We start from the raw sequence: 20,585 nt of genomic DNA on the forward strand, positions 1-20,585 counted from the left end.
CTGCGCCCATCCGCTGGTGCGAAAGCGTCGCACAATAAAGAAGGGACGGCATCTATGAGTGCGGCTCCAAATCACTATATAAGGTAGTATCGGCGCGCTCGGCGACAAGGTTTTCACGCAGATGTGCTTGGCGCTGCGGCCGGATTTCGAAGGAGTCGCCTATGTTTACGATTGCCAGATCGATAACTACCGCGAGCTTTGGTTTGTTGCTGGCAGCCGGCGCTGCCATGCCGGCCGGCGCGATTACCATGCCGACATTGTCGGTGCCCGAACAGTCCGATGTCATCCAGGTTCATGATCACGGCCATGGGCATTGGCATCACCACAACCGATGGGGTGGCGGGCATCGGTTTCATGGCTCCGACAGCTATTACGATGATGATTCAGATAGCGGCGTGCTCTTCAAATCCTTCGTGACCGGCACCCTGTTCAGCTGGCAGCGCGACCGTGGTTATTACGATGGCCATGCGCGCGCCTGCGCAAGCCGTTATCGTTCCTACAATCCCGCGGACAATACCTACCAGCCGAGCCATGGGCCGAGGCAGGCATGTCGCTAGCTAGGAATTTTTTCTGAGCGAATGAACATCGCGAGAGCAGCGGCGTGGATTCGGTGCGGCTTTTTGCATCGTCTCCATCCATCACTTCGGCCCTGTTCCATTTTTATTCTGATTGCGCGATTTTTCGCTTGCGCCGGAAATGCCGAAAGTCTAACAGGATCAAGCCGTTTCGGCAGGTCGGGGCGTAGCGCAGCCCGGTAGCGCACTTGACTGGGGGTCAAGGGGTCGCTGGTTCGAGTCCAGTCGCCCCGACCATTTATCTCCTTGAACTCCCAATCAAATTTTCAATGATCTAGCCGCACCAAGAGGATGACTGGCCAGTCCAGCGCCGTGCCAGTCCCTCGGAAACCATTTGATCGCCGATCGAGCGGCCGGCACGCATGGCGATGCGCAGCTTGCCGCCATTCAGGTCGTCGCGGCGGTTGCTGCCGGAAAGTACGAAAGTCCCGTCATTCAGAATAGCCTGCAGGCGCAGTTTCGCAGCCACGGCCTTCTGCTTCTCGCTGGGGCAGCGCGCCACCTCAACGCCCGGCACGTCGATATCGGCGAGCTGGATCCTGATGCCATCCTGCCAGAATGTATTGCCGTCCACCACGCAGTTGGTGCCCGAACCGGCGCCGCAAAGCGCGAAGCGTCCACCCGTCTGCGCCCGCATGCCGGGGCGGTCGATCGACGGCCTGTTAATCGGCAGAGCAACGGGGATGGCGGCGGTAACCATGGGGATGGCTGCCGGCGGCACGGGGAGGGCTGTGGTCGCGCGGGGTTCCGGAATAACCGCTGCGGTCTTGATTTTTGGCTTTGCCGCCGGCGTCGGCGCTTCCTGGGCCATCTGCGGCATGCCTGCGACAGCGCCGGCATGAGCGAGCATAGAGGGCATATCCTTGCGATGTTGATAGGCGTACATGCCGGCTATTGTCGCCAAGCCGACGAAGCCCCACAGCCACATTGAGCTTCCCGTCTTGGGTTGCGGTTTCCGCCGCGTGCGTCGTTTCGCCTTAGCCATAGTATCGTCCCTCAATTGCGAGGGGATTATCGCTGCGATTTCTTACCGATCCGTTGGCTTTTCGTTCTCCAGTGACAAGGCGGAAGGATTCCTATTTCGCCGAAGTGGTCGAAAGTTTCAGCTTCACCGACATGGTCACCTGTCCGTTCACCGAGAGCCTCTGTCCCCGGCCGTCGAAGTTACTGGCGGATGTATTGCTCGACATGGCGCTGATTTCGCAGGCTTCTGCGATGGTGTCGAGCAGGGTAGAGCAGCTGCTTGCGGCGATCTTGTAGAAGGATTTCAAAGCCTTCTCCTGCTGCTCCTCGTTGCTGCCGTCCGCTACGGAGTAGGAGAGCGATATTCCCGATTGCACGGACATATATCCGTCCGGTAGCTGGTGGGGATTGCGCAGCGGCAGATTTGGAAAGTTCTGCGCAACGGCCGGCAGCGCCATGCCGGCGAGCAGTAGGCCAAGCATAGTCGGGATCAAAAATCTGTTCATTGTCGTCTCTCCTGTTTTGCCGTTTATCGCAGACCTGGGTGAAGGCGAGGTAATGGCCTAACTTAAAATTGTATTTCCAGTCGAGACTTCCGCATAGCCTGCGAATCAGAAGCGTCCCAACAGCAAGTGCATGCGCAATTGGTTCCTTGCCAAGTCTGGGGCCGAAGCGCATAGTCCAGTGGTGTTGTAGAGTAAGAGGTGGCCACCGAAGAGGCGTGGCGCGCTTCAACTCAAAGAACGAGACGGCGCGAATGTTGGAAACCCCCATCCATCCGAGGGATTTGCCTCTATTTTCGGACGATCTCGATCGCCTCGAGAAGGTGCTGGACACCATATGCCGTGATCGTGGGATTGATACGCGCGGTCTGCAGGCAGAGCGTCTCGGCGCATTGATCATTCAGCTTTATCGTCAGGGCGTGAAGGACGATGCCAAGCTGCTTGCGCTTGCAAGGGCTTATTTCTGACACAACCGCGTTTTTTTATAGCGTTGAATCTAATCGGTTTAAGCTGATTTCACATAGCTGCAATGATGCATTGTGGCTGTTCGAAGCGGTACTTTCACCCTATATTTGCTGCATTGCACAAAGAGAGTTCGTCTCTCGATGTCACTGATTCCCGTTCGGGACAGTGCGCGTTCGCCGTGACAAAGCAAAAACCAAAAGCGGCGGGTGTGGATAATCTGAAAGGTCCATGATGAATTTTAAAGTTCCGAGCCGGCTTCGCCGCCTGCTTACCGACTCCGTCGAGCTGCCGCAGCTCAAGTTTCCGGTGACGCAGCCGCAAGCCCAGCCGTCGCGCCGTCGCGTCTCCACGCGTCCGGTTCCCCAGCGGCTGACCGAAATTTTGTGGTTCGGCCGCAATCCCGGTGGCCTTCGCATGCTCGAATACGTGCCGCCTGGCATCAAAGGACCCATGCCGCTCGTCGTCGTCCTGCACGGCTGCCATCAGAACGCCGAGGATTTCGATCGCGCCAGCGGCTGGTCGGCTCTTGCCCGTCAGCACGGGTTTGTCGTGCTCTATGCCGAGCAGAAGGCATCGAACAATCCCAATCTCTGTTTCAACTGGTTCCGTCCGAGCATGGTGACGCGCGATCGCGGCGAACTCGGCTCCATTCGTGAGATGATCGATTTCAGCCGCAAGGTGCATGAAATCGACGATAGCAGGATTTTTGTCATGGGCCTGTCGGCCGGTGGCGCCATGGCCTCGGCGCTGCTTGTGACCTATCCGGAACTGTTTGCTGCAGGTGCCATCATCGGCGGGCTGCCTTTCGGCGCCGCCCGCGATGCCATGTCGGCGCTCGATGTCATGAAGCGCGGTTCGACGCGCTCGGCCGACAAATGGGGCGAGCTCGTTCGCGAAGCCTCTCCCGATGCTACCCGTTTTCCGGTCGTGTCCATCTGGCACGGCGACGCCGATGAGGTCGTTTCCTTCGTCAATGCGGAATCGGCCGTCGCACAATGGCTTGCCGTGCGCGAGCGTCCGCGCACCAAAGGTCGCCTGCGCCTGTTCGAAGGCGGCGAGCGTCGCGAATGGCGCGACGACTACGGCAATATGATTCTGGAACTCGTCACGCTGACCGATTTCGGACATGGCCTGCCGGTCTGTCCGCCGATCGAGGGCAGGGAGCCGGCAAACGACACCGAGCGCTACATTCTACCCGCCGCCGTTTCCGCGCCCGAGCAGCTGGTCAAGAGCTGGGGGCTGGCCGCCTGAGGCTCGCTTCTGGGCCTTTCCAAGAAAGGTGCGTGGCGGTTTTCCGTCCGGGATGCGTCAACTCAAGACGATAGAGCATTCGCGCGGCGACGAGGACGGCCCCAAGAGAAAGCGCTCCGGCGCTTTCACAAAGCATCTCTATTCCTGCGATCGCTCAATCGTCGTTGGTCGCATTCAGATTTTCGGGCCGAATGCCGTCATTCTCAGCCCAGTGCTTGAAACGGATACCGGCCCCGCCGGTTCCGTCGCTGCCGCCTGCGAGAAAAACGATACCGTGGCTTTCCAAGGCGGTACGAACGGCGGCAAGCGCCTTCATATCTTTGGAATTGAGGTCTATCTCCAGCGCTTCGACGGTCGAGATCGGAAGCTTGCTGTCGCTGGCGAGCGCTTCCACCGTCAGTCCGAGCATGGCGCGCGCGCCGCGCAATTGTGCTGATGTGATCATGCTGTAACTCTACCGTATAAGCTTTAAAATCGGAACCGATTTCCGACGAAAATCATGCGAGCCTAGTACGCCGCGGCGTTCTGAGGCCTGATGCTTTCGGGTCTCGCAAGCGGAGCAGGGACGGGATAGCCAAGCAGGTCATAGTAGATCTGTTCGGTGGCATCGGCCATGCCGGTGAGGGTATAGCCATCCTTGCGGCTGCGCGCCTCGGCGGAGAGGCTCGCAAGCAGCTTGGGGTCGGCAAGGCGCGCCATGGTGCCGGCCAGTTCCCTCGGATCATCGCTATTGGGCACGATGTAACCGTTCCTGCCGTGTTCGAGTACCGTTCGCGCACCGCCGACATCGGCCAGCAACAATGGCTTGCCTGCTGCTGCAGCCTCAAGCATCACATAGGACATCGCCTCGTAGCGGCTTGGCATGACAACGACATCGAAGGCCTCGATCGCCGTTACCCCCGGTATGCTGCCGTCGAGATAGACGCGCTTTTCCAGGCCGGCTGATCTAATCATATCGGTGACGGCATCCGCCAACTCCCCGGTGCCGATCATGAGCAAATGCGCGTGCGGCATCTCGCTGGCGATGCGGATAAAAGCCTCGAGCAGCCGCTCTGGGGCCTTTTGGCGAGTCATTCGGCCGACGAAGCCGAAAAGCAGCGCATCCTGGGGGATGCCATATCGTTTGCGGATGGCGGCGCGCTGGCTGTTCGGCGGCGCATTGACGCCATTGACGACGATGCGCAACCGGTCTTCGGAGATACCGAGCGACAGGGCATGATTATATTCGTCTCGCGACACGCAGATTAGCTGATCCGTCAGCCAATTGCCGAGCAGGCGCTCGATGCCGCCATAGATCAGCCGGCCCTTTGAGCCGAGCGTTGGGTCCATGGTGCGAAAGGCATGCGGCGTATAGAGAACCGGGGTGTGTTTTCCCGGCAAGCGCAGCCGGGTCAGCGCACCGGCCTTCGAGCTGTGACCGTGGATCAGGTCGAACGGACCTTGCTTCGATGCGATTTTGCGCAGATGTCTCCATGCGGTGATGTCCCATGGACCTGGCGCACGTCGCATCGCGACCGGGATGACCCGGTCGAGACCGATGCCCTCCAATTCCCGAACAAAGGCAGGCTCGGCTCGTACAGGCGAATAAACGGCAGTCACCGAATGACCGCGATGCTGCATGGCCCGGCAAAGGTCGAGGAAGTGCCGGCCGGAGCCGCCGCCGCTCGGCTCGAGGACCTGCAGCATCGACAGACGCTTGATACTGGTGCGGATATTCAAGGCGCGGCCTCCTTTCCACTCAAGTCATGCTGATATTTTTGCTCGAGGGCGTTGCAGCCCCAGACGATGCCGATCAACATGTAGAAATGGCGCCAGTGGTCGGTATCGATGACGTTGCCGATGCCGACATGACCGAGAACAGCGATCCAGGCGATCATCGCGAACGGCTGCCAGGGCCGCTCCCTCAGAAGGTTGCGGAAGCCGATATAGACGGTCCAGGTGATCATGCTGACCCAGCAGAAGAAGCCGAGCCAACCATAGGTGGTCAACGCTTTCAGCCAGGTATTGTGCTCGTCTTCTTCAAACATGTGACCGAAGACCAGCGGTCCCATGCCGAAGGGACGCTCCATCGACATCAAAAAGCCGAGGCTATGGCGCTCGAAGCGGCCGAGGTGCCTGCCGTCATAGCTCTGAACGAGTTGCGCGCGGATGGAAAACAGGTCGCTGACCTGCGGAAACTGCAGTGCGATCACAAGCAGCACGACCATGAGGATGATCGCCGCAAGCGCTATTACCAGGATGCGCAACCGGAATTTATTGCTGCGATGTTTCAGCAGCATGCAGAAGATCAGCATCGCCGATGTGAAGGCAAACAATCCCCAGGCTGCGCGCGAGAATGAAAGGAAGACGGCGAAGGCGAGAACGAGCAGGCATGCGATCCTGATTGGCGCCTTCTTCAAATCGCCGATCAGCAACCCGTGCATGAGATAGAGACTGGGCGCGGCGAGATAGGGACCAAAGACGTTCGGGTCCTGAAAAGCGCCCATGGCGCGATCGTAGCGGGTAAAGACATCGAAACCCGGGACGGCATGAAAATAGCCGAGAATGCCGAGGCTTGCGGTGATCAGCGCCGCCACCACCCAGGTATTGAAGATCAGCTTCAGCCGCTTCTGGCTGTCCTCGATGATCGCGGCGTAGAAGACGGAGCTCAGCGCAAGGAAAGTCGAGACGGCAATATAGATCGGACCGTCGAGATGGTTGCTTGCCTGCAGGTCGCGCATCTGCGTGATCGAAAACATGCCGCCGATGTTGAACGTCAGGAACAGCACCAGCAGCGGCGCGACGCTGCGGGATATTTTCAGCCCGAGAATGAACCAAGTGCCGATGAGAAAGGCGAGCCAAAGCTCATAGGGCGCGGGTTCGGCCATCACGAAGCCTGACATCAGCACTCCCAGGGTGACGCAGGCCGTGCCGACCAGTCGCAATGCCGCAAGTTGCGGCTGCGCAACGCCGGGAGGTGGGAGCTCGATCGCGGTCAATAGGCGTTTTCCGTGTTGAACAGGCTGAACGGCGTCTTGAACAGGATCTTGAGGTCGAACAGCAGCGACCAGTTCTCGATGTAGTAGAGATCGTAGGCCGTGCGGAACTTGATCTTGTCGTCGCTGTCGATCTCACCACGCCAGCCGTTGATCTGCGCCCAGCCGGTGACGCCGGGCTTGACGCGATGGCGGGCGAAATAGCCTTCGACGACATCGGCGTAGGTGCGGTTATGGCTGGCGGCGAGGACGGCATGCGGTCTTGGACCGACGAGCGATAGGCTGCCGAGCAAGACGTTGAACAGCTGCGGTAGTTCGTCGATGGAACTCCTGCGGAGGAAGCGTCCGACGGGCGTAACGCGCGGGTCGTTCTTGGTGACGGCATTGCGCGCCGTCGGATCGCTCATATGTGTATACATCGAGCGGAACTTGAAGACGTTGATGATCTCGTTGTTGAAGCCGTGACGCTTCTGCATGAAGAGGATCGGCCCCTTCGACGTGACTTTCACGGCGATCGCGGCGCCAAGCATGATCGGCCAGAGCAGGGCAAGGGCGAAGAGGCTGAAGAAGATGTCGAAGATGCGCTTGGCGACACCGTCCCAATCGCGGATCGGCTTGTTGAAGATATCGAGCATCGGCACCGCGCCGACATGCGAGTAGGCACGCGGCCGGAAACGCAGCTTGTTGGCATGGGCGGCCAGGCGAATATCGACCGGCAGAACCCAGAGCATTTTCAGCAGCTGCAGGATGCGATCTTCAGCGCTGCTCGGAAGAGAAATGATCAGCATATCAACCCGCGCCAGCCGGGCGAATTCGACCAGTTCCGGAACCGTCCCGAGCTTCGGATAGCCGGCGACCATCACCGGCGAGCGCTTCTCACCACGGTCGTCGAATATGCCGCAAATGCGGATATCGTTATCGGGCTGGTGTTCGAGCGCGCGGATAAGTTCCTTGGCAGGCTCGCCGCCGCCGACGATCACCGCGCGTCGCTCCATGATACCATTGCGAGCCCAATTGCGGATGCCATAGGCGAAAAGGAGCCGTGCGACGAGAAGGAACGCCGCTCCCGCCCCCAGCCAGGCGCCAAGGAGGGGCAGGGAATAGATGTCGCCCAGGCCGAAAGGAACGAGGGTCAGGGTCATGATGCCGAAGGCGACAATCCATGGCCCCAAAATTCGGTGAAGGAAGTGATGAGGCGAGCGAAGGATCGGTATTTGATAGGCATCCGCCACCTGCATGAATGCGATGGCAAGGCCGCTTACAGCGATGGTCACCGCAACTCTCGACAGGAATGGATGCTCGCTGGGCGTAGTGCCGAAAAACAGGAGCGCTAGTCCGACCGCGAGCAGCGACAGAAATTCGAACAGCCGATACTGGCCGATGATAATCGCCGGCGTCTGATTGGTTTCGCGAAATTGCTCGGCGATCTGTCGCGCATAGGGATTGAGTTCGTTGCTCGGACGATCGCCGTCAGCCTCTTCGGCACCGCGGGTGCGGATTTCCGAAGCCTGCTTGCGAAGATTGTCTAAGTTAAATTGTTCGGACTTTTCGCTAGTGTTCATGGCAACTTATCCGGTCGTTACCGGAGAAGGCCTAGCAGATATCAGCTAAGAAACACTTACAACACCTGCTTGTATTCTAATGTTCGTCACCAGAACCAAGTATATTTTGATACAGGTTCAAAGTATCCCGAGCCATCACGGGCGCCGAAAAATTTTGCCGGATTGTCTCGATATCGGGCATGTGGCGGTTGCCCCAGTCCTGTTCGGTCATGGCCTCGGCCATCACGCGGGACAGGTCGTCGGCGTCTTCGGATTTGGCCAGCGCGGCGCTGTTTTCTCCGAGTGCCTCCGGGATGCCGCCGACACGTGAGGCAATGACGGTCTTTCCTGCCGCCAGCGCTTCCAGAACGATGTAGGGCATTGCCTCTGCGCGCGAGGGAACGACAATGTTCTGCGAGACAGCGAAGGCCTCTTGCACGCGCATGGCTGGCAACATGCCGATGCGGTGGCCAAGGCCGCGCTCGATCATCATCCGGTGGTATTTGTCCCTGTCCGGTCCGTCGCCGATCATCAGCGCCGAGAGCGGCCTGCCGATCCGCCGCTCCGTCTTGGCGAAGGCCTCGATAAACAGATCCGGACCTTTGAGATCCCGCAGCATGCCGATGTAGACAAAATGCACGGAGTCCGATCGTGTCGGGATAGAGCGGAAATCGCGCTCGCTGATGCCGTTGTAGATCAGCACCGATCGTGTGCGAGGCTTGCCGATTTTTTTCTCGTAGGCGAGACGCTCGAAATCGCAGATGAAAATCAGGCCATCGGTCAGAAATTCAAGCATTCGCTCGAGGCTGTGCACCAGCAAGCCCTGCAGCGAACCGCGTGAGAAATGCAGGCTACCGCCATGCGCAGTGTAGAGGCGGGCAATGCGATACCTGTTAACCCGCAAGATCGAGCCGAGAACGCGCGCAAGCAGGCCGCCCTTGGCGCCGTGCCCATGCAGCACATCCGGCCGCAAACTCTTGATTTTTTGATAGCTGCTCCAAAGCGTCGACGCATCGGAGAGGCTGATCTGACGCCGGATCGGCAACCGGACGACGCCGAGCGCGAGAAAAGGCATGATGTCATCGAACAGATGATCCTCGTGCTCTCCGCCGGTCAGGCTGTCGCAAAGGATGCCGACTTCATGTCCCGCCTTGCTTTGTTCCTCCGCCAGATCCCGGACATGGCGGAAGACCCCGCCGACGGGCGATCTGAAACAGTGAACTATGCGCAGCGGTTTTGCCATGAGTGGGCGCGGTTAGAACAACCGCTCTCTGACATAGATCGTATCGCCCGCGAGCACCGGATCGGAGATGCCGACACGGCCCGTCATGACGTGACCGTTGATCTTGCGCGTGACGTCCGCGTTGGATTGATTGGCGCGGCTGCTGAAGCCGCCGGCAACCGCGATTGCATTTTGAACGGTCATGCCCGGTACGTAGGAATATTGGCCGGGCTGGCCGACTTCACCCATGATGTAGACCGAGCGATAGCGATCGACATCGATCGAGACGTCGGGATCGCGAATATAGCCCTGTCGCAGCTTCTGGGCGATCTGGCCGGAGAGTTGCTGCAAGGTCTTGCCGCGGGCCGTGACCTGACCGACCAGAGGAAATGCGATATAGCCCGCCTGATCGACCGTATAGGTGTTGCTGAGGCCTGGCTGATCGAACACCGTTACGCGCAGCCGGTCGCCGCTGTCCAAAGTATAGGGCTGGATCGTGGCTTCGCTGAACGCCTTCGGCGCAGGCTGATAGGTGTTGCAGCCGGTGAGCGCGACGCTCATGGCTAGCATGCCGAGTGCAAGGGCGATCTTTGGCTTTGCGAAGGGCATTTCGCGCTCATTAGAAAGGGAGAAGACACTGTGGTCGTTATCAATCCGTTAGGGTTAACGGTCGGTAAAGACCAAGAGGAAAACCGGCAAAAAATTAGCGATGTCAAAAACAATGCTGCTGAAATACTATTAACGCTTGGGTTACCATAGTCGTTTACGATTAACTCCGGCTTTCTATTACGGAGTTTTTGTATATGTCCGGTGTCAACAACACCCAGCAGGATGTAGACATCGATCTTGCGCAGCTCTTTCGCGCCGTCTGGCGGCGAAGGCTGCGGGTGGTTGCAATCACTTTGGCGGGTGCCTGTCTGGCGCTTGTCATTGCCAAGGTCGTTTCTCCGGAATATCGCAGCGAAACTCGCATTCTGATCGAGGCCCGCGCGCCGGCATTCGCGACGACCTCAAGCAATGACGCCGGCTCCGCGCCGCTGCTGGACGAGCTCAATATTGCCAGCCAGGTTCAGATCCTTCAGTCGGCCGATCTGATCAAGCAGGTCATTGCCAATCTCAGGCTTTACAAGAGCCCGGAATTCGACACGTCGAGCAATGGCTCGGCGCTTTCCGATATTCTCATCAAGCTTCATCTGAAGCGTCCGCCTGCCGATAAGGCACCGGAAGAGCGGATGCTGGATGCGTTTACCGGCCGGCTGCAGGTCTACCAGATCAACTCGTCGCGTGTGATCGGCATAAGCTTCAGCTCGCGTGATCCCGCTCTTGCGGCCAGCGTGCCGAATGCTGTCGCACAGGTCTATCTGTCGATGCAGAGCGGTGCCAAGCTCGATTCCAACAGCGAGGCGACCCGCTGGCTGGAGCCGGAGATCACCAATCTGCGCGAGAAGGTCAGCGAAGCCGAAAAGAAGGTTGCGGACTACCGGTCCGCCAACGGACTTCTGCAGAGCAACCAGAACAACAATTTCGCCACCCAGCAGCTTTCCGATATTTTCACGCAGCTCGCGCAGGTGAGGGCGGACAAGGCCAATGCCGAAGCACGCTCCCAGGCCGTGCGCAATGCGCTCTCGAGCGGTCGCTCCATCGACACGCTTTCCGACGTTTCGGGATCGCAGGCCATTCAGCGGTTGAAGGCGACGGAATCCAGCCTGGAGTCGCAGATATCGGACCTCTCGACGACACTGATGGACGGCCATCCGCGCTTGAAGAGCCTGCGGGCGCAGCTTGCCGACAGCCGTCAGCAAATCAACCGCGAAACACAGAGGATCCTCGCCGGCATCGACAATGAAGCCAAGGTTGCGCAGCTGCGCGAGCAGCAGTTGCTGGCGCAGGCAAATACGCTGAAAGCTGCAAGCGCCAAGGCGGGGGAGGACGAGGTCGGCCTCAACGCGCTGGAGCGCGAAGCCACAGCCGAGCGGCAATTGCTGGAGACCTATCTTGCTCGTTATCGCGAGGCAGCCTCCCGCGTCGACAAGAATTCGAGCCCGGCCGATGCCCGTGTCGTCTCGTCGGCGGTGGAGCCGGTCGACCCCGCATTCCCGAAGGTTGGCCCGATCGTCGTCGTATCCACGCTCGCAACCTTCCTTTTGACCTGCATAGTCATCATGCTGGCCGAACTGTTCAGCGGCCGTGCGTTGCGGCCGGTCGGCCCGGTTAGCCGCGAGCGGAAGCTTGCCGCCAACGCTTCACTTCCTCATCAGCCCGATACGACTGCGGAGATCGCTGCAATCGGGCGTACCGAGGTCCCGGCAAGCATGCTGTCGGTGCCCGTGGCCGATAGCTTGGCCCGGAAGACGGAAGAGGATGCGGTCGGTGCGGAGCGCAAACCAAAGGCAACCGCGCCGAACGCGGAAGACGAAGAGGATTTTTCCATCCAATCCGTTGCCGACTATCTGATCGACAGCGGCTCGAGGCTCGCAATCGTCATATCACCGACCGGTGATGACGGTTCCACGGCGTCGGTCATGCTGGCTCGAACGATTGCCGATGCGGGACATCGCATCGTACTCGTCGATATGACGGGAACCGGCTGCCCTTCCAAGCTCATGGCAGAGCATGGCGAGCTTCCTGGTGTCACCGACCTGCTCTGTGGGGAAACCGCTTTTGCCGATACGATCCATCCGGATCGGCTTTCCGACGCTCATCTCGTACCGCAAGGCATGAGCGACCTCGGGCGTGCGATGCGCGGAGCGGATCGCCTGGCGCTAATCCTCGACGCGCTCGGTTCGGCCTATGATATCGTTCTGGTGGAATGCGGCGCAGCCGAAGTTTCAGGCGTGGCGCGGTTGACGCGGAGCAAGGACACCGAAATCATTCTGTCCATGCCGGAGCCTGACGAAAAGCAGTTCATCTCGGCGATGACCGAATTCCAGAAGGCTGGCTACGAGCACATTATCCTGATGTCGGGATGGCGTGAGGAGCATGATCCGGATACGCGCCGCGACGCCGCCTGATCAATCCTTCTCGGCCGTATCTGCCTCCGCCGTCGCGGCGACATGCCGCGATCGCAACCTTTGGATGAAGGCGTAGACTTGCCGGTTGCTCTTGATGGCCGTCTTGGCGCGTATGATGCCGCGCTGCATCGTCGCGGCGGCATGGCCCACGGTAGAAATGGGCAAAAGTAGATCGTGCTGCGTGGTTTCCACCGGACACCAGGAGCGCTTGTAGATCTGGTCTCCGATACCGAAGTCAAAGAGGGCGACCTCTTCCTTGTGCAGTCGCTCTATCATCAGCCAGAATAGCAGCTCGCCGGGGCTTGCCTCGGCCACCAGCGACTCGTCGATCGAGGCGAATTGGCAGATGACGTGATCGCCCTTGCGTGAGAGGGCTGCGATGGCGGCCACATGGCCTTCATGCTCGCCCTTCAGCCGTAGCGCATGCATCTGCAGCGTGGCGTCGACGCTGTCGCTCTCCCGCCGGCGCAGGAGCCGATGCATTGTTGCTCGTGTCGGCGCATCGGCGAAGACGTCCGGGAGGCCTGCTTCCCTGAAGCGGATGGCCTTTTGCCGAAAGAATTGATCCAGCAAGGCATCCTGCTGATCGGGTGCCGCAATCAGATATTCATAACCGCCTTTAGCCTCGAGGATCCGGCTTTGATGCTTGAACTTCTTGCGCCGTCGCTTGGCGTTGACCTGTTTCAGGCTCGTTTCGAAATTCTCCAGGAACGGCAGCTGGAAGGCATGGTTCTGGTTTTCTATTGCGGGCAAGGAACCGAGCGGACTTGTGCGACCACGCCATTCGAGCGGAACGTTACGCAGGATGGCGAGGTCCACCTTGCCGCGCAAAGCAGAGGCCACGGCTGCCGTTTGCGCCGCAGTCAGATCGCCATTCGGCAGAAATTCCTTGGAGAACAGGCCGGTATTGATGTTGCTGTGCTGGCCCCCGATGAATTCGGCCCGCCGAACGCCACGGCTGCGGATGATTTCCAGCGGCAGGATGAAGGCGGTCCGGCCATCGATGGAACCGCGAATGATGGCGAGTGGGCGCCGGAATATCTCGACCCATGGCAGGCACCAGTCATAGCTCTGGTGCAGAGAAGCAAGATTATCTCGCTCTAGGATGCGCCATTCGGCCTCAAGGGGCGCCATGCTGTCGAAGATCTCGACCTCTAGATCGTCATGCAGCGCCGACCGCGTTTGGACATACGCATCCTGCTCGCCCGCTGCCTGAACAGTGGCGATGCCCGCGATATCTTGCGACTGTATCTGCATCCGATCCTTTCCGCATTGGCGGCATTCGGACGCAGTTTCGCGGATAGCGGTTTATCTTTGGCTTAAGATGGCACGTTTTGCCCGCACATCCTGTGGATCAAGGTTAGCGTTGCGTAAACGACACGAACGCATCCATCACTGTGGCCGCGGCCCGGCCATCCATTTGATGATGCCCATCGCCGGCAGCACCCAGATGGTGCCGCTGAAAAGGAAGTAGAGGAAATGGACCCAGCCGGGTTGATCTCCGAGCGTGCGCACTGCAACGATCATCGCAACGATCGCATAGATTGCAACCAGCAAAACAAGCAGGATCATGCCGATGAATTTGCGCAGGCGAAGGGGCACGGATTGGATTCTCCTCTTGAGGCGACATGCCGCGACGGCATGCCGCAAACTCCCGGGACTTGTTTTGCACGCCCCTATCGGGCAAATCAACAGCCTGATCGAAGGGAGACGCCATGGCTGCCACTAATTTCACGTCGGAACAGGCTATTATGAAGGAAGTCGTCCGTCAGGATCGCAATCGCCGGGCGATCCGCCTCTGGCTTGCCTGTGTGCTGCTGGCTCTCTTCGGGCTCGTGCTGGTGGGGGGCGCGACGCGGCTCACTGAATCCGGCCTGTCCATCACGGAATGGCGACCGATCCATGGCATCATCCCGCCGCTGAACGCGCAGGAATGGCAGGACGAGTTCGATCTCTACAAGCGCATCCCGCAGTTTCAGATCCTCAACAAGGATATGACGGTCGACGAATTCAAAGGAATCTTCTGGTGGGAGTGGGCGCATCGGGTGCTCGCACGCGGCATCGGCGTCATCTTCGGCGTGCCGCTGCTGTTCTTCGTGCTGACCGGCCGTGTCGAACGCAGGCTGTGGCTGCCGCTGGGCGGCATTTTTCTCCTTGGCGGGCTGCAGGGCGCAATCGGCTGGTGGATGGTCTATTCGGGTCTGGAGGCACGCACCAATGTCAGCCAGTATCGTCTTGCGATTCATCTTGTTATGGCTTGTCTGATTTTTGCTGCCTGTATGTGGTTCATGAGGGCGCTGTCCCCGCATTCGAACGAGCCGGCGCCGACCCGTTATTCAGCAAAACTGGCCGGCCTCATCGCGATCATGTCTCTGTTCCAGATTTATCTGGGCGCTCTCGTCGCCGGTCTCCATGCCGGCATGAGCTACAATACCTGGCCGCTGATGGACGGCACCATCGTCCCGGATGGCTTGCTCGTGCAGTCGCCGGGCTGGATCAATTTCTTCGAAAACCCGAAAATGGTGCAGTTCGTCCATCGCCTCGGCGCTTACGCGCTCTTCGCAGTCGTGGTCATCAATATGATCATTTCGTTGCGGGCCGCATCGCAGACGACGCATGCGCGCCGTTCGGTCGTGCTGTTCGTGCTGGTTCTCATTCAGGCGATTCTTGGGATTACTACGTTGCTGCTGCAGGTGCCGCTGCATCTGGCGCTCGCACATCAGGCTGGCGCCCTGATCGTCTTCGGCTTTGCGATTGCCAACTGGCGAGGCTTCTATGGCGAACTGCCGCGCCAGACCTCGATTGTCGTCGGAGATTGAGGCGCACAACGCCTCAATTCATTCCTTCTACGGCATCAGGCTTTCCGAAGATCGTTTCAGATTTTCGGAAAGCCTGATGCCGTAGAGCAAAAGAGATAGAACTAGCCTTGTGCATCCGAAAGGATGCACGGCGCCCTAGCGGGCCGAAGCGACGCTTGCTGCCGACGACATCCGCGACACGACTTTCAAGTGCTTGATTTCACCGCGCTTGAAGGCAGCTAGGAAGCGACTGTAGTCCTTGAAGACCACGCAGCCGTTCGATTCCGCACGGCCGCCTCTGAGCATGTACGTATGCGCCAGCAAGCCGTCGCGGCCATAGACGCGGCCGCCGCCTGTGGGTGTCAGGCGCAGCGCCTGAACGCCATGGAACAGGCTTTCCCGATAGGTCAGCTTATAGGTCTCAGGCGGTGTCGGGCCGGTGTTCTTGCGGTCCACATAGCGGGGATTGTCACGCATGTGGCCGAGGCCGGAATGCGCCTCCAGGCGTTCGCCGCTTGGAAGATAGACCGTCTTCGCTTCGATATCGTAGATTGCCGTACCGCTGCCGGGGCTGATAGCAGCAAAGGGATTGATGAAGGGCTTGGCCTTGCGCACGGAGCTGTCGTCCGGATCTGCATAGGCCAGAAGCCGTGCCGGCGGCTGGGTGGGTGTATCCTTGACGGTTGCCTTGGCGACGGCGGCCGCGGCCGGAGTGTTAGGCCGCCGCATATCCTCCTCGCGGGCAGGGCGGGCCATCGGCACGACGCTCAGCACCGCTTGCGTCATCGCGATATCGGCATCCTTGGCCGGTAGCGGCGTCGCTTCCGCAATTGCCGGCAGGGCTGCGGGCGCTGCCGAAGCAACCGCAAGCGGCTGAACGGCCTTCTGTGCCGGGCTCGCCGCCGGGATCGAGGCGGCGGCATATTTCACTTGCGCCAGCGACTGCACAGCGGTGGCGAAGTTGACGGCGATCACCTTGCGCAGACGGTCGATCGTTTCGGGTGAGGCAGCGGCGACTTCGATGCGGCCGCTCTTGATGCTGGCGGCCGCGCTTTGCTCCAACTTGATCTGGGACGCCTGTTGCGTCAAAGCGCTGGCCAGTTGCGAACGAATGGCGTCTCTGCTGGCGGTCCCGGTCTGAACATCGCTCCCTGCGGTCGCATAGGTCGTCCCATTTGCGGGGGCACTGGCGAAGCGGTTTTGTCCGTTCAGGGATGCGACCTGGCTGGAAAGTCGGGCAGGGCGTGCCATGGGGTTCTGCGGCACGATGAAGGCTGACGCTCGTGGGGTCAGAAAGTCGTTGGTTGTCGTCGTCGCTCCGGGGAGGGACAACATCATCGACTGGGTGGTCACCAGCGTCGCGGCCACCCAGGCGAAGGCCACCACGGCGACGCCGGTGGCCAATGTGCCGGGACGGATGTTGAAGGATTTTTTCAGGCGCGGGGCGTAGCCGGAGCGCGAATTGAAGTTACCGAAGCCTTCGGTGACAAACGCCATGATACTCATTATCCAAACTACACAGACACTATGCCGGCTCACAGATGCACACGCGCCTCGACGCGGAATTCGCGTCTGACCACCACATTGCCGACTGTCTGGAAGCATGCCGAATTATGGTAACCAATTCCTTTACGCTGGCTCATTCTTGGATATTCATTGAAAAAGGGATGCGTTTAACGTCCAATTCATCTCGGCCCGTGAAGCCGATAAACGGTGAATCCGGCCGACAATAGGTCGCGCCGCATCACGGTAGATCAATTTTTCGTGTAGCGTCTGCTAATTTAGCTGGAAGGCAGAATTGTGGCTGCGGGCACTAAAATGTGCCGAATCGACGAAGGTATCAGCTCAGCAATAAGCCCGGCCAATCTACCCTCAGAGGGTGATCGACCGGGCTTGCTGATTATTCGCTTGTGTGCCGGGCTCAGGCGCCCAGCATCAGATCCATGTTCTGAACGGCAGCACCGGAGGCGCCCTTGCCCAGATTGTCGAGCAGCGCGACCAGATTGACCTGAGCTGCGCCCGGCGTACCGAAGACGAAGAGCTTCATCGTGTCCTTGCCGGCGAGCTCGACGGCATTGATGCGCGACAGCGCACGGCTCTCATCAAGGGAGACGACCTCGACGATATCCTGACCGGCATAATGGTTGGTGAGCGCCGCATGGATGCTCTCCAGCGTCGCGCCTTCCGCCAGGTCATCGAGATGAAGCGGCACCTGCACGATCATGCCCTGCGGGAATCGGCCGACGGACGGCGAGAAGATCGGCGCGCGATCGAGCAGCCCATGCGTCGTCATCTCAGGGACATGCTTGTGGGTCAGCGGCAGGCCATAGAGGAAATGCGGTGCGCTGATCGCATCCGGATGATCCGCGTCTTCCATCTGGGCAATCATCTGCTTGCCGCCGCCCGTATAACCGGAGACGGCATTGACCGTCACGGGATAGCCGGCCGGTAGGATGCCTGCGGCGCGCAGTGGACGGATGAGGCCGATTGCGCCCGTGGGGTAGCAGCCCGGATTGGCGACAAAACGCGCATCCTTGATCTTCCGGCCCTGATTGCTGTCCATTTCGGCAAAGCCATAGGCCCAGTCGGGATGGATGCGGAACGCCGTCGAGGTGTCGATGATACGGACATTGTTGTTGCTCACCACCATTTTCACCGCTTCCTTCGACGCCTCGTCGGGAAGGCAGAGAATGGCGACATCGGCGCTGTTCAGCATGTCCTCGCGCATTGCAGCATTGCGGCGCTCGGCTTCAGGAATGGACAGAAGCTCGACGTCGCGGCGGTCGGCCATGCGCGTGCGGATCTGCAAGCCCGTGGTTCCGTGTTCGCCATCGATGAAGATCTTCGGTGCCATGTTATTCCTGCTCTTTCAGTAGGTTAAGAGTGTTTCCAGACTCAATTTGCCATGGAGTTGATTCAATATGATAACAGCCGGACTTTAGCGTCCGGCCGCACGCCTTTCAGCATGAAGCCCGAGCATATACATCGCCACCGTTGCCCCCGCAATGGCGGTAATATCGGCATGGTCGTAGGCTGGCGAGACTTCGACCACGTCGGCGCCGCGGATATCGAGCTGATGCAGCCGCTGCAAGGTCGAAAGGATCTTCGCGCTGGACGGTCCCCCGGCAACCGGCGTTCCCGTGCCCGGCGCATAAGCCGGATCGAGGCAGTCGATATCGAAAGTGAGATAGGCCGGAGCGCCCTTGGTATGCGAGATGATCGCCGAGGCGATGTCGGCGGCACTCATGTCTTCGACCTGATGGCCATAGAGAACATGGATGCCGAAATCGTCCGGCGCGTGCGTGCGGATGCCGATCTGAATAGAGCGGTCCGGGTCGATCAGGCCGTCGCGCGCCGCGCGGGCGACGAAGGAGCCGTGGTCGATGCGCTTGCCGTCGTCGAACCATGTATCCTGATGGGCATCGAATTGCACAAGCGCCAGCGGCCCGTGCTTTGCCGCATGCGCTTTCAGGAGGGGCCAGGTGACGAAATGATCGCCGCCGAGCGTCAGCATGAAGGCGCCGCTGTCGAGAATATCGGTTGCCTGGCGCTCGATCGCCACCGGCGTGTCCCGATGATTGCCGTAATCGAGCAGGCAATCGCCATAATCTATGACGGCCATCTCGGCGAACAGGTCGCGGTTGAAGGGATACTGCGGATCGTTGTCGAAGATAGCCGAGGCGCGCCGGATCGCCTGCGGCCCGAAGCGCGTTCCCGGCCGGTTGGATGTGGCGGCATCGAAGGGTATACCCCAGACGACGGCATCGACGCCTTCGAGCGACTTGGTGAAGCGGCGACGCATGAAGGAGAGTGCGCCGGCAAAGGTTGGATCGCCGGCGGCCGAGGTCAGACTGTTCGCAGTGAAGGCGTGATCAATCGACGTGCTCGGCAAGGGTATCTCCTTTGCTCGCCTGGAAATCATAGGCCCGTTCTACCCGTCCTATGCGAACCTTATATTGCTCGTACCAGCGCTCGCGGCCAAGTTTCTGTGCGGCAAGGTGCGACACCACGTTCTTCCAGGCAAGAATGCTTTGCTCGTCCCGCCAGAAGGAGTTGGTGATGCCGAAACCATCGGCGCCTCTTGCACTTTCGAGCCCGAGACAGCCGTCCTGCTCGAGGGCGAGCTTTTCCATGCGATCTCCCATGGCGCCATAGCCATTGTCGCCTTCTGTGCGGATCGAAGCGAAGGTGACGATGTAATAGGGCGGCTCGGGAGTGGCTGCGAAACGCGATGAATTGCTGGTACTCATCATATCCCTCCGGGTGTAGTCAGATTCGGGATTTGGCTTGGAATCGCAAGCCAAGGGTCGGCAACTATTTGCCTGATCGAATGCTGCATTGATACGGTTTTTTCACGCAGACGATCTGCGGCGTCGAACATGCGGCCTGTCCATTCGTCACGCGACAGTAGGAGCAGTTGTCGGTAAATTCGACACAGTCCGGGTTCGCCTGAAGAAAGTCCTTCATGCTCTGCATATCGGCTGCCTTGTCGGTAGCTGGCGGCTGCCTGGCGTCGTCGCAAAGGGCAGGCGAGACGCTGGCGAGTATCAACAGGAATGTCAGAATGATTTTGGCCATTGCAATCCTCGGTATCTGCAATGCAAGTCTGCCATAAAATGGCGTGTCTTGCCCGGCAGATCTACACCATGCCGCTATAGCCAAAAGAAAAAGGCCGGGGAAACCCCGGCCTTTCCAAATCCCGTCTCGGGCAAGCGATTAACGCTTGGAGAACTGGAACGAACGACGTGCCTTTGCACGGCCGTACTTCTTGCGTTCGACGACGCGGCTGTCGCGGGTCAGGAAGCCGCCCTTCTTCAGGACCGAGCGCAGGCCCGGTTCGAAGTAGGTGAGGGCCTTGGACAGACCGTGGCGAACAGCACCGGCCTGGCCGGAGAGACCGCCACCGGCAACAGTTGCAACGATGTCGAACTGGCCGTCGCGGGCAGCAGCGACGATCGGCTGACGCAGGATCATCTGCAGAACCGGACGGGCGAAATAAGCCGTGTAGTCCTTGCCGTTGACGATGATCTTGCCGGAGCCGGCCTTGACCCATACGCGGGCGACAGCGTCCTTGCGCTTGCCGGTCGCATAGGAGCGGCCGAACGAATCGACCTTGCGGACGTGAACCGGAGCAGCAGCTGCTTCCGATACCGTGCCGAGATCCTTCAGGGAAGAGAGATCAGCCATTATCAGGCGCTCCTTACGTTCTTCTTGTTCAGCTTGGCGACGTCGAGGACGACGGGCTGCTGGGCTTCATGGGGATGGTTGGAGCCGGCGTAGA

General features: G+C 59.6%; 21 protein-coding genes, 1 tRNA gene and 1 pseudogene. 6 read left to right on the top strand and 17 right to left on the bottom strand.

From position 1 onward, the window contains the following. Positions 1-161: 161 nt before the first annotated feature. Positions 162-557: a BA14K family protein gene (locus tag ACIQJ2_RS18205; RefSeq protein ID WP_400667028.1), complete on the top strand. Its 396-nt coding sequence runs from the start codon at positions 162-164 to the stop codon at positions 555-557. Between the two features lie 178 nt (positions 558-735). After that, a tRNA-Pro gene (locus tag ACIQJ2_RS18210) sits at positions 736-812 on the top strand. 37 nt (positions 813-849) lie between these two features. On the opposite strand, the gene ACIQJ2_RS18215 is transcribed toward ACIQJ2_RS18210, so the two are convergent. Both ACIQJ2_RS18215 and ACIQJ2_RS18220 read right to left on the bottom strand, forming a co-directional pair. Beyond that, complete coding sequence (locus ACIQJ2_RS18215; protein ID WP_246762293.1) at positions 850-1,503, bottom strand: thermonuclease family protein; 654 nt, start codon at positions 1,501-1,503, stop codon at positions 850-852. Positions 1,504-1,651: 148 nt separating this feature from the next. Beyond that, the gene (locus tag ACIQJ2_RS18220) at positions 1,652-2,044 is read right to left on the bottom strand and encodes a hypothetical protein (protein ID WP_400677883.1); all 393 of its coding nucleotides are present in this window, start codon (positions 2,042-2,044) and stop codon (positions 1,652-1,654) included. Positions 2,045-2,295: 251 nt separating this feature from the next. Here ACIQJ2_RS18220 and ACIQJ2_RS18225 point away from each other — a divergent pair, with 251 nt between their 5' ends. Next, complete coding sequence (locus ACIQJ2_RS18225) at positions 2,296-2,508, top strand: hypothetical protein (protein WP_199149708.1); 213 nt, start codon at positions 2,296-2,298, stop codon at positions 2,506-2,508. 226 nt (positions 2,509-2,734) lie between these two features. Continuing rightward, entirely contained in the window at positions 2,735-3,757 is a 1,023-nt protein-coding gene (locus ACIQJ2_RS18230; protein WP_400677881.1) for an alpha/beta hydrolase family esterase, read from the top strand. A 154-nt stretch (positions 3,758-3,911) separates the two neighbouring features. On the opposite strand, the gene ACIQJ2_RS18235 is transcribed toward ACIQJ2_RS18230, so the two are convergent. From ACIQJ2_RS18235 to ACIQJ2_RS18260, 6 genes are all read right to left on the bottom strand, one after another. Then, positions 3,912-4,202: a DNA-binding protein gene (locus tag ACIQJ2_RS18235; RefSeq protein ID WP_400677880.1), complete on the bottom strand. Its 291-nt coding sequence runs from the start codon at positions 4,200-4,202 to the stop codon at positions 3,912-3,914. A gap of 62 nt (positions 4,203-4,264) precedes the next feature. Further along, positions 4,265-5,443 (bottom strand): glycosyltransferase family 4 protein, encoded by a 1,179-nt coding sequence (locus ACIQJ2_RS18240; RefSeq protein WP_400677904.1) that lies wholly within the window; start codon positions 5,441-5,443, stop codon positions 4,265-4,267. Positions 5,444-5,472: 29 nt separating this feature from the next. Then, the gene (locus ACIQJ2_RS18245; RefSeq protein WP_400677879.1) at positions 5,473-6,735 is read right to left on the bottom strand and encodes an O-antigen ligase family protein; all 1,263 of its coding nucleotides are present in this window, start codon (positions 6,733-6,735) and stop codon (positions 5,473-5,475) included. Beyond that, the gene (locus tag ACIQJ2_RS18250) at positions 6,732-8,294 is read right to left on the bottom strand and encodes an undecaprenyl-phosphate glucose phosphotransferase (RefSeq protein ID WP_199149705.1); all 1,563 of its coding nucleotides are present in this window, start codon (positions 8,292-8,294) and stop codon (positions 6,732-6,734) included. The genes ACIQJ2_RS18245 and ACIQJ2_RS18250 overlap by 4 nt, the downstream gene beginning before the upstream one ends. 76 nt (positions 8,295-8,370) lie before the next feature. Continuing rightward, entirely contained in the window at positions 8,371-9,516 is a 1,146-nt protein-coding gene (locus ACIQJ2_RS18255; protein ID WP_199149704.1) for a glycosyltransferase family 4 protein, read from the bottom strand. A gap of 12 nt (positions 9,517-9,528) precedes the next feature. Then, positions 9,529-10,104 carry a polysaccharide biosynthesis/export family protein gene (locus tag ACIQJ2_RS18260; protein WP_199149703.1) on the bottom strand — a complete coding sequence of 192 codons (576 nt, stop codon included), beginning with the start codon at positions 10,102-10,104 and terminating at the stop codon, positions 9,529-9,531. Between the two features lie 194 nt (positions 10,105-10,298). Here ACIQJ2_RS18260 and ACIQJ2_RS18265 point away from each other — a divergent pair, with 194 nt between their 5' ends. Then, positions 10,299-12,506, top strand: a complete 2,208-nt coding sequence (locus ACIQJ2_RS18265) for a GumC family protein (protein WP_400677878.1) — start codon at positions 10,299-10,301, stop codon at positions 12,504-12,506. Here the strand turns inward: ACIQJ2_RS18265 and ACIQJ2_RS18270 are convergent, their stop codons facing one another. Further along, positions 12,507-13,763, bottom strand: a complete 1,257-nt coding sequence (locus ACIQJ2_RS18270; protein ID WP_400677876.1) for a GNAT family N-acetyltransferase — start codon at positions 13,761-13,763, stop codon at positions 12,507-12,509. It abuts the gene before it with no gap. Between the two features lie 135 nt (positions 13,764-13,898). After that, positions 13,899-14,108, bottom strand: a complete 210-nt coding sequence (locus ACIQJ2_RS18275; RefSeq protein WP_199087902.1) for a DUF2842 domain-containing protein — start codon at positions 14,106-14,108, stop codon at positions 13,899-13,901. Positions 14,109-14,221: 113 nt separating this feature from the next. Between ACIQJ2_RS18275 and ACIQJ2_RS18280 the strand changes: the two genes are divergently transcribed. Next, positions 14,222-15,325, top strand: a complete 1,104-nt coding sequence (locus ACIQJ2_RS18280) for a COX15/CtaA family protein (protein ID WP_400677875.1) — start codon at positions 14,222-14,224, stop codon at positions 15,323-15,325. Between the two features lie 135 nt (positions 15,326-15,460). On the opposite strand, the gene ACIQJ2_RS18285 is transcribed toward ACIQJ2_RS18280, so the two are convergent. From ACIQJ2_RS18285 to ACIQJ2_RS18315, 7 genes and pseudogenes are all read right to left on the bottom strand, one after another. Further along, positions 15,461-16,801, bottom strand: coding sequence for a DUF2778 domain-containing protein (locus tag ACIQJ2_RS18285; RefSeq protein WP_400677873.1), 1,341 nt, complete (start codon positions 16,799-16,801; stop codon positions 15,461-15,463). A gap of 424 nt (positions 16,802-17,225) precedes the next feature. Next, positions 17,226-18,158 carry an N-acetyl-gamma-glutamyl-phosphate reductase gene (gene argC / locus ACIQJ2_RS18290; protein WP_400677872.1) on the bottom strand — a complete coding sequence of 311 codons (933 nt, stop codon included), beginning with the start codon at positions 18,156-18,158 and terminating at the stop codon, positions 17,226-17,228. Between the two features lie 84 nt (positions 18,159-18,242). Continuing rightward, the gene (speB, locus tag ACIQJ2_RS18295) at positions 18,243-19,196 is read right to left on the bottom strand and encodes an agmatinase (protein WP_400677871.1); all 954 of its coding nucleotides are present in this window, start codon (positions 19,194-19,196) and stop codon (positions 18,243-18,245) included. After that, complete coding sequence (locus ACIQJ2_RS18300; RefSeq protein WP_199149806.1) at positions 19,177-19,554, bottom strand: antibiotic biosynthesis monooxygenase; 378 nt, start codon at positions 19,552-19,554, stop codon at positions 19,177-19,179. Before ACIQJ2_RS18300 ends, speB begins: the two co-directional genes overlap by 20 nt. 64 nt (positions 19,555-19,618) lie before the next feature. Further along, positions 19,619-19,882, bottom strand: coding sequence for a hypothetical protein (locus ACIQJ2_RS18305; RefSeq protein ID WP_400677869.1), 264 nt, complete (start codon positions 19,880-19,882; stop codon positions 19,619-19,621). A gap of 138 nt (positions 19,883-20,020) precedes the next feature. Next, on the bottom strand, positions 20,021-20,491 hold the full coding sequence (gene rpsI / locus ACIQJ2_RS18310) for a 30S ribosomal protein S9 (RefSeq protein WP_400677868.1): 471 nt from the start codon (positions 20,489-20,491) through the stop codon (positions 20,021-20,023). A gap of 2 nt (positions 20,492-20,493) precedes the next feature. Further along, positions 20,494-20,585 (bottom strand): annotated as a pseudogene (locus ACIQJ2_RS18315) (50S ribosomal protein L13); the annotation flags it as partial.

This window comes from Rhizobium sp. NPDC092011 (assembly GCF_044756305.1).
Taxonomy (GTDB): Bacteria; Pseudomonadota; Alphaproteobacteria; order Rhizobiales; family Rhizobiaceae; genus Rhizobium.

Excerpts from the sequence above, each read along its gene's own strand:
- ACIQJ2_RS18305 (WP_400677869.1), bottom strand. The coding sequence starts at position 19,882 with ATGGCCAAAATCATTCTGACATTCCTGTTGATACTCGCCAGCGTCTCG.
- ACIQJ2_RS18255 (WP_199149704.1), bottom strand. The coding sequence starts at position 9,516 with ATGGCAAAACCGCTGCGCATAGTTCACTGTTTCAGATCGCCCGTCGGC.
- ACIQJ2_RS18230 (WP_400677881.1), top strand. The coding sequence starts at position 2,735 with ATGATGAATTTTAAAGTTCCGAGCCGGCTTCGCCGCCTGCTTACCGAC.
- ACIQJ2_RS18265 (WP_400677878.1), top strand. The coding sequence starts at position 10,299 with ATGTCCGGTGTCAACAACACCCAGCAGGATGTAGACATCGATCTTGCG.
- rpsI (WP_400677868.1), bottom strand. The coding sequence starts at position 20,491 with ATGGCTGATCTCTCTTCCCTGAAGGATCTCGGCACGGTATCGGAAGCA.
- ACIQJ2_RS18250 (WP_199149705.1), bottom strand. The coding sequence starts at position 8,294 with ATGAACACTAGCGAAAAGTCCGAACAATTTAACTTAGACAATCTTCGC.
- ACIQJ2_RS18225 (WP_199149708.1), top strand. The coding sequence starts at position 2,296 with ATGTTGGAAACCCCCATCCATCCGAGGGATTTGCCTCTATTTTCGGAC.
- ACIQJ2_RS18205 (WP_400667028.1), top strand. The coding sequence starts at position 162 with ATGTTTACGATTGCCAGATCGATAACTACCGCGAGCTTTGGTTTGTTG.
- ACIQJ2_RS18260 (WP_199149703.1), bottom strand. The coding sequence starts at position 10,104 with ATGCCCTTCGCAAAGCCAAAGATCGCCCTTGCACTCGGCATGCTAGCC.
- ACIQJ2_RS18235 (WP_400677880.1), bottom strand. The coding sequence starts at position 4,202 with ATGATCACATCAGCACAATTGCGCGGCGCGCGCGCCATGCTCGGACTG.
- ACIQJ2_RS18240 (WP_400677904.1), bottom strand. The coding sequence starts at position 5,443 with ATGCTGCAGGTCCTCGAGCCGAGCGGCGGCGGCTCCGGCCGGCACTTC.
- argC (WP_400677872.1), bottom strand. The coding sequence starts at position 18,158 with ATGGCACCGAAGATCTTCATCGATGGCGAACACGGAACCACGGGCTTG.
- ACIQJ2_RS18280 (WP_400677875.1), top strand. The coding sequence starts at position 14,222 with ATGGCTGCCACTAATTTCACGTCGGAACAGGCTATTATGAAGGAAGTC.
- ACIQJ2_RS18300 (WP_199149806.1), bottom strand. The coding sequence starts at position 19,554 with ATGAGTACCAGCAATTCATCGCGTTTCGCAGCCACTCCCGAGCCGCCC.
- ACIQJ2_RS18270 (WP_400677876.1), bottom strand. The coding sequence starts at position 13,763 with ATGCAGATACAGTCGCAAGATATCGCGGGCATCGCCACTGTTCAGGCA.
- ACIQJ2_RS18215 (WP_246762293.1), bottom strand. The coding sequence starts at position 1,503 with ATGTGGCTGTGGGGCTTCGTCGGCTTGGCGACAATAGCCGGCATGTAC.
- ACIQJ2_RS18220 (WP_400677883.1), bottom strand. The coding sequence starts at position 2,044 with ATGAACAGATTTTTGATCCCGACTATGCTTGGCCTACTGCTCGCCGGC.
- ACIQJ2_RS18285 (WP_400677873.1), bottom strand. The coding sequence starts at position 16,801 with ATGGCGTTTGTCACCGAAGGCTTCGGTAACTTCAATTCGCGCTCCGGC.